Genomic DNA, 15,627 nt, shown 5'->3' with positions numbered 1-15,627 from the left:
GTATAGCATTTATTCATCCGTCTGTATTAAGTCAGAAAATTCTACCACAACAAACCGATTATCACCTTTACACTTTTATTTCATTGCTTGAAAACGTATCTGTAACACACTGAAATAGTGTATATTATGTAAAGGAATGAAACGTTTTATGTAAATGAACAATAGAGATTCTGTGAAATTAAAATCGATAGGAGAAAATGAATGAAGAAAAAAACAATTGTATTAACTGGTGGGGGAACAGCTGGTCATGTTTCGCTTAATCAAGCCATCATACCAACCTTAGAAAAAGAGAATTATGACATTCATTATATTGGTTCAAAAGAAGGAATTGAAAATGAAATTATCCGTGATGCATTTCCTCATATTCAATACCATGCGATTTCAAGTGGAAAATTAAGAAGATACGCATCCATTAAGAATTTCACAGATCCCATTCGTGTAGCAAAAGGCCTTTTACAATCATTGGTCATTTTAAAGAAAGTTAAACCATCTGTTATCTTTTCAAAAGGTGGTTTCGTGTCAGTCCCGGTTGTCATCGCTGGAAAAATCGCTAACATCCCAGTGGTTATACATGAGTCTGATGTTTCACCTGGTTTAGCGAACAAAATTGCAATACCTTTTGCACATCATATCTTTTCCATTTTTCCTGAGACATTAAAACATATACCTAAAGAAAAATCTAGTTGTTCAGGATCTATCATTCGTTCTCAGTTATTTGAAGGGAATAAACAAGCTGGACTACAAAAATGTGATTTTTCGGGGTTTAAGCCCGTCATATTAGTTATGGGGGGAAGCCAAGGGTCCACTGTGATTAATGACGCAATACGAAATAATCTTCCGCAGCTACTAATGACGTATGACGTTATTCACTTATGTGGTAAAGGGAAAAAAGATGATGCGTTAGAAGGGACAAAAGGATACAAACAGTTTGAATATGTAACGGATGAACTTTCTGATTTATTGCATGCTTCTGATCTAATAATTTCTCGGGCAGGTTCTAATTCAATCTTTGAATTTATGGCATTAAATAAACCCATGTTACTAATCCCGCTTTCAAAACAAAAAAGTAGGGGAGACCAAATACTGAATGCCAATTTATTTAAAAAGAATGAGTGGGCATTAGTTCTTGAAGAAGAAGAGGTTACGACAGAGTCCTTACTAGCTTCCATTTCACAATTAGCAACTGAAGCACCTCATTTGAAAGCGAAGATGGACGAAGCAGAGATGGCAAAAACACCTGAAGAAATGGTTAAAATTATTACATCATATTCTATTTAAGATTTAGAATAGTTAAGGTTGATTAAATAATACATTGGTGGTTCCAAAAATTCGGTAAGTCCTGATTTTTGGTTCACCCGTCATCTTTTTTTGAAATATCCATTAATAATTTTAACTCTTCAAAAGAAAAACCGCTAAAGCATTTTGCTTTAGCGGTTTGTTTGTAATTACATGGCTTGTTCTTCTTCTTCAGCAAATCTTGCAGCTGCTGTAGAAAGATAAAACAAATCTTTTGGAATTTGGTATAACTCGTATTGCGGAACACCTGAATTAATTTCCGCTAATAATACGGGATGAGTGTCATTTGCTTTCATCGTATAGGCTAATTTTTCAGCAGCACGAATCGACTTTTCATTTTTAGCATTAATTCTAAGAAATACAGTATTAATGTTATGCTGATAAAACAATTCTTCTAAGAATAGATTTTTTGCTTTTTGGTTAAACCCTTTCCCTTGAAAAGGCTGACCAATCCAAGTTCCCAGAAATCCAGCTTGATCTTGAATGTCGTATAAATTGATCGTACCAATAGGTTGACCATAGTCATCGGTAATCGTACGCGAGATAACCTCGCCTCGTTCTTCTTCTTCCATCAATTGTTTCGTCATAAACATAAATTCTTCAGCAGAATTTGCTTTTTGACGCACGTAAGGGAAGACAGATGGGTGCGATAAATACTCGAATAAGTGACCACATTCGTGTAATTCACGTCGTTTAATCATGTTGAACGCCTCCGTAACGGGGCAGGTCAAGAGAGAAATCAAGCCCTAGCCCCTCGAAATTTTTCATTTTGTATTGCATAAAAAATTCCGGGGTGGGAATCGAACCCACTAGGACCAGACGTATTGCTGGTGGCGCACCATTTGCCTTCCCTAACGATCTATTTGACGATAAATCGTTATATGAAATTGTTTGCTTTATTACTATACTAACTTTTCCTCAAAATGCAAAGAAAAAATTACGTAAAATTTGTGTAATTTTTGTTACAAAATAAATGCTTAAAATTCGTTGTTTAGTTGTCACCACTTGCGTTTACATTTATCATATAGTAATAGGGTAATTGGAGGAGATTTTATGGAATTATCATTCCAAAAAGTACACGGTTCAGGTAACACTTTTTACTTGCATGAAGAGCAAGAGAATACTCAATATGATTGGCCAAGTCTAGCCATTACTATTTGCGATCCAACGAACGAAAATGGTGCAGATGGAATATTGGTAGTGTCAAAATCAGCATATGCAGACTATAAAATGCGTGTATATAATTCAGATGGTTCGGAAGCCTCTATGTGCGGAAACGGTTTAAGATGTGTGGCGAGGTATGTGTTAGATAAATCCCAAAAAAGTCGCGCAATAATTGAAACAATGAAAGTAGATTTATTGGTACAAAACGAAACTGCTATTTTCAATGATATTCCTACTTATTCAGTACAGATATCTCCTGTGTCATTTAATCTGTCAAGCTTACCTATGACCTATAACGATCAAAGCTCAGTTATCAATCAAATTGTTCCGGAATTTGCAGATGATATACATTTCACGGCGGTTTCAATACCAAATCCTCATTTAATAGGAATTGTTCCTATACAGTATATTGAAAACTTAGAGCATCAAGAACAACTTGCAACATATTTAAATAGCGTAAATCCATATTTTTCTGATGGCGTAAATGTAAGCTATGTCCATCCTGTTAATGAAACAAGTATTTTTGTTCGAACGTTTGAAAGAGGGGTAGGATTTACGAATGCTTGTGGCACGGCGATGAGTGCTTCTGCATTAGTGGCAACAGAAATAGATTTACTTCCTAAAGGCGATGTAACGGTATACAATCCTGGTGGTTTTGTTAAATGTGTGATTGGCAAAAAGCAAAATCAACATGAAGTTACATTGATCGGTAATGCGACTGTAATTGGCACCTTTATTGGTGAGTATGATAATAACAACCTTTTTAAATGGATTGAAAAGACGAATCACCTAGAAGAAGTAGCCGACTATCAAAAATTGACTGAATACGCTTCAAATCAAGTTAAAGAAAACTGGTCGTAAATTTATACAACCAGAGGGGGTGATACCATGAATGTTCCTTTTTTCTCGAAAACTCAATTCGATTTATTATATGGAAACTCGAAGGATTTGGTTTTTTTCTTACGACAAGATGACCAAACTTTTCGCTATATCTATGTAAATCCAAGTGCACGACTTATTTTCAAAGAATGTCCCATAGACCGTTTAATGCAGGAAATGGTATCTACTGAACATTTGAATGATATTCAATCAAATTATATGAAAGCTATTGATGGACAGGTCGAAACGACTTTTCAAGACTTCTTTTTATTCTCAGATGTGCAATTAGTTAATGAAACTACTGTAAAGCCCATTTTGTTTGAAGGCCAACAATACATTTTAGCTATAACAAAGGAAGTCTCTGTAGAAAAAGAAATAGAAGAGAAGTATGCCTTTATGCAGTCTTTATTATCTATGACCGTGGATCCAACCATTGTGGTTACAAATGAAGGCAAAATTTTTGATATGAATCCAAAATTTGAAGATGTTTTCGGCTACACACTAAAAGATTGGCGTGGTAAGCATTATTTAAATTTGCCTTTCATTCCAAGTGATGAGAGAAATTCAGTTGAAAGTCATGTTGAATCTAATCTTAAAGGTGAAGCAAAGTCATCTGTCTTAGTTAAAAGAACGAAATCATCAGGTGATGTAGGTACCTTTTTAGTTAGTTATTCACCAATTCGTAAAGATGGACAAGTAGTCGCGATGTATATTTTGCTGCAAGAGGTCTCGGATGAACTAGAATTAAAAGAAAGTTTAAGAAATACCAGACATATTCTTGAAAGCTATAAACGAGCAATAAGTACGGCTGCAATGGTCATTATGATCGATTCTAATGGTCAGATTGACTATGTGAATGAATTATTCGTAGACGTTACTGGATACAAACGGAATGAAATTATTGGAAAACCCTTTCAAACGTTAAATACAAATCGTCAGGGGTCAGATTTCTTAAATACGCTATGGGATACTTTGCTTTCCGAAAAAATATGGCGCGGAGAAATGAGAAATCAAACGAAATTTGGTTCAGTATATTGGGGAGATACAACTGTCATCCCGTTATTTAATGAACATAACGAATTAGAAAATATTCTTGTTTTTCAGTTTGATATAACGGATAAAAAGAGTGTCATGACAGAACTTCGAAACATTGAAAAAACGTTTAAGTTGATTACTGAAAATACGAATGACTTAATTGCCATAACGAATGATGATGGGATGGTCCTTTATACTTCGCCATCACATGATAAACTGTTATATTTCGACAATGAACAAATGTTAGGCAGATTCTATTCTGAAATGGTTGCAGAAGAAGATCAGCACTTGTGGAATGAAGAATTGTTCGAACGGTTAAATTCTGGGGAAGAAATGCGTTTTGAGATGCGATTAAAAAGAGCAGATGGCGAACTGATTTGGACTGAGACATCCATCATTGCTGTACAAGACGCTGACCGTGAAAAAGTATTCCAACATGTCATTGTGTCTAGAGAGATATCTGAGCGGAAGAAGCTTGAAGAAAGACTCCGTTTTATGGCTTACCATGATAATTTAACGCAGCTTCCAAACAGGAGTTTTTTGTTAAAAGAATTTCCTGAGTTAGTCCAAAAAGCAAATCAACTTGAATCTTCAATTGCTGTTTTATATTTAGATGGGGATGATTTCAAATCTGTAAATGATGAATTCGGTCATGATATTGGCGATGAATTCATTCGTCACTTTGGAATCGCTCTTCAAGCAAGTGTGAGAACTGAAGACTTAGTCGCACGAATTGGTGGAGATGAATTTGTTATTTTGATTAATAACGTTTCTAAAACTCCAAACGAGCGAAAGTTGCAGATAACTTCTATTATTGACCGTATACAAACATCATTAAAAGAAGGATGGAAAATAAAGAACACATCCTTCACACCAACATCTTCGATCGGAATCGCATTTTATCCCGAACACGGAGCAACAATTGATGAGCTTTTAGAAAAAGCAGATGTTGCTCTATACGAAGTGAAGAGATTAGGGAAAAATCAATACTTAATTTTTGACGAATATCAATAATAAAACCGTGCCGATTTTCGGAGCGGTTTTTTATTCATATTCCTATTCACTTAGGGGGGGACAAGGTGAAACCACGTATTTTGTTGGTCGAAGATGAACAATCCATCGCGCGATTTATTGAACTTGAGTTGCAACATGAGGGATTTGACGTTGTCCACCATAGTAATGGTCGACTTGGATTAGATTCTGCAAAAACGGAGGAATTCGATGTAATTTTATTGGATGTCATGTTGCCTGAGCTAAATGGAATTGAAGTATGCAGAAGAATTCGAAGTTTTTCAAATGTTCCTATCCTATTAATTACAGCGAGAGATGCGGTTTTAGATAGAGTAGCAGGATTGGATGCTGGAGCTGATGATTATATTATTAAACCCTTTGCCATAGAAGAATTATTAGCTAGAATACGTGCTGCACTTAGAAGAACAGCAATTGAGGATAAGAAAGAAAATAAGTTAATTTTTAAAGAAATTGAGATAGATACAGTGGCTCACGTTGTCTCTGTAAACAGTCTAACTGTTGAACTAACTAAAACAGAATACGATCTGCTTGCGTACCTGGTAGAACAAAAAAATCGTGTGCTTTCCCGTGACTTAATTCTTGAAAATGTATGGGGTTATTTAGCTGATATAGAAACCAATGTCGTCGATGTATATATCCGACACTTGCGCTCGAAATTGCCTATGCAAACGGCTAAATATATTGAAACCGTCAGAGGAGTCGGATACGTGATGAGAGAATGAACATCCTTCATAAATACAAACATTATGTCTGGTCTCTTTCATTAAAGCAAAAATGGACAATTGGTTCAGCTAGTGTGATTTTTTTGAGCTTTGCATTAATGAGCATGGTTCTCTTTCTTGCTTTACATGGGTGGCTGTATCAACAAGAAGAACAAGAAGTAAAAAGAACGATGCAAGACTTGACTACATTCTTTGAGACTCAAGGACTTTCATTAACGATACAAGACATTCAAGCAAACAAAGGGCTTATGAATTCAATCATTGATAAAGATCAAACAGTACGCTTATTAAATGTGGATGGCATTGAAATTGTTCGGATTAATAATACGTCGACTTTTCCGCCATTTGACCATGCAATGGTCCCTAGGACAGGCTATAAAATTAATACCGATGAGTCAGAATTTATATCTGCCACTGGTCATTTAAGGTTAGGTCGTTTTGATGGTTATATACAACTTATTCATCCGCTTAACGCCTTTAAGTCAACCATGTCATACATATTAACTGCCATGATTTTGTTTGGCATTGGAGCTCTACTCCTTTCTGGGTGGATCGGTTATACACTAGCTAATTATTTGCTAAAACCTTTAAGAGAACTCAAAGAAACAATGGTAAATGTGAATCAATATGGTTTTGAGCGCGAAGTTCAACTCTCGTACAAGGAGAAGGATGAAATTGGCGAACTAATTTCCGTTTACGAATCGATGATGAATAAGCTCAAAGTATCTTTTGAACAGCAACAGCAGTTTATGGCTGATGCATCTCACGAATTGCGCACACCTATACAGGTCGTAGAAGGGCACCTTGCTTTATTAAATCGGTGGGGGAAATTAGATCCGAAAATATTAGATGAGTCATTACAAACGTCTTTAGCTGAAACCCAAAAAATGAAACAGTTAATTGATGAAATGCTGGAGCTTGCTCGAGGTCAACAGCTAAAGGAGTACCCGCCAATAAATATTAAGCTAGAAACTGATGAAGTAATTGGTGAAATGGTTCAACTGTTTCCAAGTGCACATATACAACATGCCGATTATGAACTAAAAGCATTACAGGTTCGAATTTCACCAAATTCATATCAACAAATTATGAGAAACATTTTAACGAATGCCATTCGCTATAGTAAGGAACCAGCCAAGATTACGATTTCTTATGGGACAAACTCAGAAAAAGTGATGGTTCATGTAAAAGATGAAGGCATTGGAATGACGAAAGAACAATTATCACAGATTTTTAATCGTTTCTATCGCGTTGAGTCTGCTCGATCTAGAGATTCTGGGGGTAGCGGTTTAGGTTTAAGTATTGTAAAAATGCTTGTCGAAAATGTGCAAGGTAACGTTAAAGTTAAAAGTGAAGAAGGAATGGGAACAACTTTCACTGTGATTTTCCCCATAGCTAAGAACTAAAATCTTGTGAATTGAACGCTTTATTTCGACATTATGAAAAAGTTTGCTTTATTTGAATAAAACCCATTGTATTTTCTATGGATAGTAGTAAGATTGAAATGGAAAAAATGTTCTTCTTATGCGTTAAGAAGCAATCCTTTGATAAGAAGGAGTAACGTGATAAAATAAGATGGATTGTATAAAAGAGAAATAGGAAATGCCGCTTGGCAAAAGTTGGAGGGTTTTCTAAATGTTAAAATACGGGACACCGAACGGGTCACCATGGGCTAAACTTTCTGGTCCGAATTTAGGTTATATGTTAGAAATGTATGATTTGTACCTCGAATCACCTGAGTTAGTAGAGGCAGATCTTGCTGAATTATTTAAACAATATGGTGCACCGTCAGCAATTACTGAAAATGCTGTCGATTTTTCTGCGTCTAAACATATTGATGAAAACAATTTTGGAAAATTCCTTGCAGCCGTTCAATTAGCTGATGCTATACGTGCTCATGGTCATTTAGCAGCGGACATTTATCCATTAAATGATCGTCCGAAAGATTCTACGAGATTGGATCCATCTTCATATGGCTTAACTGAAGCAGATCTTAAAGAAATGCCAGCTTCTTTGTTAATGAAAAATCCTAATAACCTCAAAAATGGTTTAGAAGTAATTGAACATCTAAAATCTTTCTACACAGATAAGATTGCGTATGAGTTTGCGCACATTATTAATTCGCAAGAACGTCAATGGATTCAATCAAAAATTGAATCATCATCAATGAAATTAAAATTATCATCTGAAGAACGTAAAGACTTACTTAACCGTTTATCTGAAATAGAGGGCTTCGAGAAATTTATTCACCGTACATTTGTAGGTGCTAAACGTTTCTCAATTGAAGGTCTTGATACATTAGTTGTGTTATTAGACGAGCTAGTGCGTCAATCAGAAAAACAACAAACGAAAGAAATCTTAATCGGAATGGCACACCGCGGACGTCTTAATGTACTTACGCATGTTGTAAACAAACCGTATGACATGATGTTTGCTGATTTTGCTCATGTCCCAAATGATTCATTTTTGCCGAAAGATAACTCTTTGCAAATTACAAAGGGTTGGTTTGGTGATGTTAAATATCATATGGGTGCTACCCATACTGCTAAGTCAGGTTTAAAAGTTAAGTTAGCTTATAATCCTTCACACTTAGAAGTGGTGAGTCCAATCGTAACTGGTCTTACACGAGCTGCTCAAGAAGAAACTGCAGAAACTGGAGTACCTGTTCAAAATCCAAAATCTGCATATGCTGTTTTAATTCACGGAGATGCTGCTTTCCCAGGTCAAGGGGTAGTCACAGAAACGTTAAACTATAGTAGAGTGCGTGGATTCCAAACAGGTGGGTCAATCCATATTATTGCTAACAATATGATTGGATTTACAACTGAGTATTATGATTCACGATCAACTCATTACTCTTCAGATCCTGCAAAAGGTTTTGAAGTACCAGTCATTCATGTTAATGCTGACGATGTTGAATCTGTTATTGCAGTTGCTCGTTTAGCATTTGAATATCGTGAACAATTTGGGAAAGACATTTTAATCGATTTAATCGGCTACCGTCGTTTTGGTCACAATGAAATGGATGAACCTTTAGTTACAAACCCAACCATGTATCATGCAATTCATAAACATCCTACTGTTCGAGAATTGTACGGTAAGCAATTAGTGTCTGATCAAGTATTAGCTGATCAAGATGTGAAAGACCTTGAAAAAGACATTCAAAAAACACTACAAGATGCTTATGACCGAGTGAAAGAAGTTCCTGAAGCGGAACATCAAGAAATCGTCATTCCTGAAGTGGTTTTAAATGGATACCCAGAAGTGCCGACTGGCGTTAAAGAAGAAACTTTAGTGAAAATGAATGCAGAGCTATTGACTTGGCCAAATGAATTTTCAGCATTCAAAAAGCTAGAAAAAATCCTAAAACGTCGCGAAGAGCCTTTTAAAGGCAAAGGGAAAATTGATTGGGCCCATGCAGAAACACTTGCACTAGGAACAATCTTACAAGATGGAAATCCTATTCGTATGACAGGTCAAGATGCTCAACGTGGAACATTCGCACATAGACATCTAGTTTTACATGATGAAAAAACGGGAGCGGAATTAGTTCCTCTTCATCATATTTCTGATTCGAAGGCTTCATTTGTTGTTTATAATAGCCCTTTAACTGAATCTGCCGTTCTTGGATTTGAATTTGGTTATAATTTAGAAAATGAAAAAGCATTAGTTATTTGGGAAGCTCAATATGGAGATTTCGCAAATATGGCACAAGTCATGTTTGACCAATTTATTTCGGCTAGCCGAGCTAAATGGGGACAAAAATCTGGATTGGTTATGTTACTTCCTCATGCATATGAAGGACAAGGACCAGAGCATTCAAGTGCTCGCTTAGAACGTTATTTACAAATGGCTGGTGAAAATAACTGGACAGTTGCCAACCTTTCAAGTGCGGCAAACTATTTCCATATTTTACGTAGACAAGCGAAGATGTTGGGTGATGAAACGATGCGTCCATTAATTATCGTTTCTCCTAAGTCATTATTGCGTCATCCATTAGTTGGAGCTGATGTGAATGATTTAACTACAGGTCAGTTTGAGACGATCTTAGAACAACCAGGTTTAGGAAAACAAGCGAAGAAAGTAGAGCGAATTCTTCTTGCAAGCGGTAAAATGGCAATCGATTTAGCTGACAAAGTAAAAGATGGTAAAGATTTCGATCATCTTCATATGATTCGTGTGGAACAATTGTATCCTTTCCCATCAGAAAAAATTCAAGCTGTTATTGAACGTTTCCCTAATGCGAAGGAAATTGCTTGGGTTCAAGAAGAACCTCAAAATATGGGTTCTTGGACATTCGCGGATCCTTATTTACGAGATCTTGCTGGAAATAAAGCAGTTAGATACATTGGTCGTGTTAAACGATCTAGTCCTGCCGAAGGTGACGGCGAGACACATAAAATCGAACAATTACGCATTATAGAAGAGGCTGTTACTCGTTAAGAACCAACGATTAGAGGAGGAAATAAATTGGCAGAGATTAAAGTACCAGAATTAGCAGAATCGATTACAGAAGGAACGATCGCTCAGTGGTTAAAACAACCAGGTGATACCGTTGAAAAAGGGGAATTCATCGTTGAGTTAGAAACAGATAAGGTCAATGTTGAAGTTATCTCGGAAGAAGCTGGAGTTGTACAAGAACTTTTAGCAGCTGAAGGAGATACAGTAGAAGTTGGGCAAGTAATTGCCGTTGTTGGTGAAGGAACTGGTAGTGGAACAGCTACTAAAAATCCGGTAGAAGCAGATCCAGCTGAAGCTGATGCTCCTGTGAAAGATGTAGAAGCAGCTCCAAAGAAAGAATCTGCACCTGCTGCACCAATTCAAAGTAAAGAAGAGTCTTCTTCAACTGATCGCACGATTGCAAGTCCTGCTGCTCGTAAACTAGCTCGCGAGAAAGGCATTGATCTACAAAATGTTTCAACTGTAGATCCAATGGGTCGTGTTCGTGTCCAAGATGTTGATGCTCATTCAAATGCTCCAAAACAAACATCAGCACCAGCTGCACCAAAAGCTCAAGCTCCTGCAAAAGAAGATGACGGCAGAGTGAAGCGTGAGAAAATGTCACGCCGACGTCAAACGATTGCAAATCGCTTATTAGAAGTGAAGCAATCAACTGCAATGTTGACTACTTTTAATGAAATCGATATGACGAACGTGATGGCTTTACGTTCACGCAAGAAAGATAAGTTCTTTGAAGATCATGATGTTCGTTTAGGATTCATGTCATTCTTCACTAAAGCAGTTACATCTGCTTTGAAAAAATATCCTTATGTAAATGCAGAGCTTGATGGAGACGAAGTATTGTTGAAACAGTTCTATGATATCGGAATCGCTGTATCTACTGAAGAGGGACTTGTTGTTCCAATCGTACGTGACACAGACCGCAAAAACTTCGCTGAAATTGAAGCAAATATCGGGGAATTAGCAAAGAAAGCCCGCGATAAAAAACTTCAAATTTCTGATATGACTGGTGGATCGTTCACAATTACGAATGGTGGAGTGTTTGGATCATTAATGTCAACGCCTATCTTAAATGGTACTCAGGTTGGTATTCTTGGTATGCACACTATCCAAAAACGACCAGTTGCTATTGGTGATGAAGTTCAAATTCGTCCAATGATGTATGTAGCACTTTCTTATGACCATCGTGTAATTGATGGCAAAGATTCAGTTGGATTCTTGAAAACAGTAAAAGAATTAATTGAAAATCCAGAAGATTTATTACTTGAATCTTAAAAATAGTAAAGACAACTTCGAATTTGCGAAGTTGTCTTTTTTTTGTCAAAATGGAGAGAGGAATAAGAAAGTAGTTGAAGACCATGGATTTCTCATTATTAGTAGAGCTCGTTCAAAAATATGGCTATTTTAGTATGTTTCTCTTCAATTGGCTACTACTTTTTGGATTACCTATCCCTAATGAAGTGGCTGCATCTTTTACAGGGGTTTTAACTGAACTAAATGGCTTTAATGTCATTACTGCATTTATATCTGCTTATTTAGGACTCATTACTGCAACTTTGTTTGCTTTTTCAATTGGAAAGTATTTTGGACCACGATTAATCAATCGTTTGAATCGGACACGTATGCAACGTCCAATTCAAACTTTTAGTGAGTTTTTAGATAAGCGAGGAAATTTAGCAATTGGATTTAGCTTCTTTCTTCCGGGGATTAGATGGGCTATGCCTTATGTTGTTGGCGCAAATCAAGTTTCTTATAAAACCTTCTTAACCTACGCATTGCCTTCGAGTTTTTTATGGATGATGATTTACTTTCAGTTAGGTAGAACCTTCCCATATGCGTACCACATGATTATTGAAAATATTCAGGTCCTGCTAATTGCTTTAATGGTAGTGATGATTAGTATTCTCGTTTTCCGTTATTGGTTTAAACAAAGAAAAGTAAAAAAAGGCTTGAGTTAATTCTTATGTTCATTTGATAAACCAATTTAGCTTGTTTATACTTAAGAAGAGAAATTAGAAAAGAGGTCATATTATGCTTCATAACACATGGAAAGATGCTCAAACAATTAAAACCGTAAAGTGTGTACATACAGATGCCAAAAAATATTTAGTATCTAATGTCTTAACCGCAGGCAAAACATACGAAGTGAAAAACGAAACAGATGAATTCATTTTTGTTATAGATAATACCGGAAATATAGGCGGCTTTTATAAAGAATATTTCGAATAACCGATGACGACATCATCGGTTTTTCTATTGGAGGAATATTTATGTCTAATCTATTTACTGACGTTCAAAAACAACGCAAAGCAAGAATACATGATGAACTAGATCAAATGTTGATCGGTAATGGAGGATATGTATCACCACTTAAGTACTTGTGGGAAGATATCCTTTTGTCTGTCTCACTACATAAAAATGTTTTGCTAAAAGGACCTTCAGGATCGGGCAAAACAAAAATTGCTGAGTCGATTTCTTATGAATTTAATCAACCCATGCATAGCATTAATTGTTCTGTAGATTTAGATGCAGAAGCGTTAATTGGCTATAAAACGTTAGTTCAACAAAATGGAAATACGCAAATTGAATTTGTTGAAGGACCGGTCGTGAAGGCTATGAAAAAAGGGCATATCTTATATATTGATGAAATTAATATGGCCAAACCTGAAACATTGCCAATTTTACATAGCGTATTGGATCATCGACGTATGTTAACTAACCCGTTTACTGGTGAAGTGATTGTTGCCCATGAAGATTTTACGGTTATTGCCGCAATTAATGAAGGATATATCGGAACTTCACCATTAAATGAAGCATTAAAAAACCGCTTTATTTCTTTTTTAATTCCGTATCTTTCAGGTCAACCGTTAAAAGATCTTTTTGAACGTGAGTTTCCGGCAGCTTCTTTAACACTCATTACATCAATGTTGAATCTATCTGAAGATATTTTCATTCAAGCGAAAAATGGCTTACTAAGTGAGGAAGCAGCTTCCATTCGTAGTTTACTGGATGCAACTGAATTAGCACAGTATATGGACCCGAAACGTGCGATTCAATATGCTATTGCTGAGAAAATGGAAGATGAAACTGAGAAAGACTTGATTATTGAGCTTGCAAATACTTGGCTGAAGTGAGGTGTTCCGTTTGACATCAGTCAACCGATTCATACAATTTAACAATGAAACGATTGATGCAAAAGAAATGATAAAAATGGAACATTTAGCAAGGGCATTAAGTCAAAATCCATCTATATCTCTCACTATTCGAAAGTTGATGGAATTTCAGCCCAAAACTGAAAGTATGTCGATTAGTCATTTTTGGCAACATCGTGAGACGCATATTCAACATAAGGGACAACTCTCTGATTTGTATTTATTAACTTTGGGTTTTTGGCAACAATTTGATTTAGACGACTGGGAAGATTATAGAGAAAAAGTAAAGCAATCACACCTTAGAGAATTTGCTTTTCAACTATTATTTAGTGCAGAAGAATTTAGACTATCTAATTTAATCAGTAAACAACGACCTGGAACTTTAGAATCTTTTGCCATTAGAGAAGAAGTATATGTAGCATATCACGAACAGCAGCTTCAAGTGAATTTGAATAAAGGGTTTTTAAGTGATGCCTTGTATAGTTATTTATATATATCACTTCGGAAAAAACTTGTTTTTGACAGTGAACTATATCCATCCTATTTTGAGCGGATTTTAGAGAAATGGCACTTTGCATTTGATTCTGCTTCTACCGGACAAAATAGCAAAATCTGTTTAGATATTTTGTATTTTATTGAAGACATTATTTCCAAAGACCTTATCCATACTTTTATGTCGATACATGAAAATTTAATGGACAAAAACTACGCAGAAAAAGCAAAAAATAGCGTCAATCAAGAAGATTCGAAAGAAGATTCTAAATCGGATTCAATCGAAGAAATGTTTAACTCCTGGCACCGAGAAAATGAAAAGGAAAAAGGAAATCATCTTGAATTCGACCTCAATGCTGGAAATAAAGGCAAGGTGAATGATGGTCGGTTTGAAGAAGGCAATGAAACGAACGAAATCCAAAGTGAGGCAGGGGGATCTTCGCTTTCAAATAAGAATGAAAACCAACAAGCAAAAGGAACATCTAATAAAAAATCTGATTTCATAAAACAGTCTGGAGAACGATTTGGTGATGAACATGTGAATGTCACATATGTTGAGAAGAAAATGTCACTAAACAATCATTTGTCTCAAAAAGAGAAAATTGAAGAAGTCCGTATACAACAAAAACCATATGTGAAATCTTTTATCAAAGAAATTCGAAAACGAATTGAGCAAAAGCAAACAAACAAAAGAACGAACTTATCAATGGGAAGATTAACGACAAAATTAACTACATTGGTAATTGATGATCGTCCAAAACCATTTTATAAAAAGCAAAAACCGGCAATTCCATTAGATGCCGTTTTTGGGCTACTAGTTGATAGTTCAGCGTCAATGATGGATAAAATGGATGAAACCAAAAAAGCTGTACTCTTATTTCATGACGTACTGAGAAATTTAGGAATTCGTCATGATATTGTTTCTTATAATGAAGATGCCTATGAAGCAACAGAAAAAGAACAGCCCAATTCGTTTGTTTACTGCCATCAAGTAGAAGATGGAACTTTAGACAATGCAGGAGCTATCTTTTCCTTAGAAGCTCAAGAAGATAACCGTGATGGATTAGCTATTCGATGGATGTCTGAAAGATTGCAGAATCGTTCTGAAAAACATAAATTCATACTTTTATTTTCCGATGGAGAACCTTCCGCATTTGGTTATGCTGCAAATGGCATTATTGATACAGCTGAAGCTGTCATTGAAGTTGAGAAGAAAGGGATACATTTTCTGCATTTATTTTTAAGTTCAGAAGAACCTGTGGAAGAGCAATTACATGTATTTCGAATGATGTTTGGAACAAATACTGCGGTTGCTAAAAATGTAGATGAGTTTACGTCACAAACGCTTCGTTTACTAAGAAGGATGTTATATTTAATTGTTAAGTGATTTAGTT

At 35.9% G+C, this 15,627-nt stretch carries 12 protein-coding genes; 11 read left to right on the top strand and 1 reads right to left on the bottom strand.

Translation table 11 applies throughout. From position 1 onward, the window contains the following. The first annotated feature begins 201 nt into the window (after positions 1-201). Positions 202-1,278 (top strand): undecaprenyldiphospho-muramoylpentapeptide beta-N-acetylglucosaminyltransferase, encoded by a 1,077-nt coding sequence (gene murG, locus AC3EA5_RS05960; protein WP_488607482.1) that lies wholly within the window; start codon positions 202-204, stop codon positions 1,276-1,278. 167 nt (positions 1,279-1,445) lie between these two features. Here murG and AC3EA5_RS05955 read toward each other — a convergent pair whose 3' ends face one another. Continuing rightward, entirely contained in the window at positions 1,446-1,997 is a 552-nt protein-coding gene (locus AC3EA5_RS05955) for a GNAT family N-acetyltransferase (RefSeq protein WP_394187928.1), read from the bottom strand. A 352-nt stretch (positions 1,998-2,349) separates the two neighbouring features. Between AC3EA5_RS05955 and dapF the strand changes: the two genes are divergently transcribed. From dapF to AC3EA5_RS05905, 10 genes are all read left to right on the top strand, one after another. Continuing rightward, positions 2,350-3,321, top strand: a complete 972-nt coding sequence (dapF, locus tag AC3EA5_RS05950; protein ID WP_488607481.1) for a diaminopimelate epimerase — start codon at positions 2,350-2,352, stop codon at positions 3,319-3,321. A gap of 27 nt (positions 3,322-3,348) precedes the next feature. Next, positions 3,349-5,388 carry a PAS domain S-box protein gene (locus tag AC3EA5_RS05945; RefSeq protein WP_488607480.1) on the top strand — a complete coding sequence of 680 codons (2,040 nt, stop codon included), beginning with the start codon at positions 3,349-3,351 and terminating at the stop codon, positions 5,386-5,388. A 65-nt stretch (positions 5,389-5,453) separates the two neighbouring features. Further along, positions 5,454-6,128, top strand: a complete 675-nt coding sequence (locus AC3EA5_RS05940) for a response regulator transcription factor (RefSeq protein WP_488607479.1) — start codon at positions 5,454-5,456, stop codon at positions 6,126-6,128. Continuing rightward, positions 6,125-7,534 (top strand): HAMP domain-containing sensor histidine kinase, encoded by a 1,410-nt coding sequence (locus AC3EA5_RS05935; protein ID WP_488607478.1) that lies wholly within the window; start codon positions 6,125-6,127, stop codon positions 7,532-7,534. Before AC3EA5_RS05940 ends, AC3EA5_RS05935 begins: the two co-directional genes overlap by 4 nt. Positions 7,535-7,763: 229 nt before the next feature. After that, complete coding sequence (locus AC3EA5_RS05930; RefSeq protein ID WP_488607477.1) at positions 7,764-10,571, top strand: 2-oxoglutarate dehydrogenase E1 component; 2,808 nt, start codon at positions 7,764-7,766, stop codon at positions 10,569-10,571. Between the two features lie 27 nt (positions 10,572-10,598). After that, a complete protein-coding gene (gene odhB / locus AC3EA5_RS05925; RefSeq protein WP_488607476.1) occupies positions 10,599-11,864 on the top strand; it encodes a 2-oxoglutarate dehydrogenase complex dihydrolipoyllysine-residue succinyltransferase in 1,266 nt (421 codons plus the stop codon). A gap of 83 nt (positions 11,865-11,947) precedes the next feature. Then, on the top strand, positions 11,948-12,547 hold the full coding sequence (locus tag AC3EA5_RS05920) for a DedA family protein (RefSeq protein WP_488607475.1): 600 nt from the start codon (positions 11,948-11,950) through the stop codon (positions 12,545-12,547). A gap of 73 nt (positions 12,548-12,620) precedes the next feature. Beyond that, positions 12,621-12,818: a DUF6501 family protein gene (locus tag AC3EA5_RS05915; RefSeq protein WP_488607474.1), complete on the top strand. Its 198-nt coding sequence runs from the start codon at positions 12,621-12,623 to the stop codon at positions 12,816-12,818. A gap of 41 nt (positions 12,819-12,859) precedes the next feature. Continuing rightward, the gene (locus tag AC3EA5_RS05910; RefSeq protein WP_488607473.1) at positions 12,860-13,723 is read left to right on the top strand and encodes an ATP-binding protein; all 864 of its coding nucleotides are present in this window, start codon (positions 12,860-12,862) and stop codon (positions 13,721-13,723) included. Between the two features lie 10 nt (positions 13,724-13,733). Beyond that, complete coding sequence (locus AC3EA5_RS05905) at positions 13,734-15,620, top strand: vWA domain-containing protein (RefSeq protein WP_488607472.1); 1,887 nt, start codon at positions 13,734-13,736, stop codon at positions 15,618-15,620. Positions 15,621-15,627 lie beyond the last annotated feature (7 nt).

This window comes from Paenisporosarcina sp., assembly GCF_057785155.1.
The sequence above is the reverse complement of the archived record's forward strand: the minus strand, read 5'-3'. Positions and strand labels throughout refer to the sequence as shown.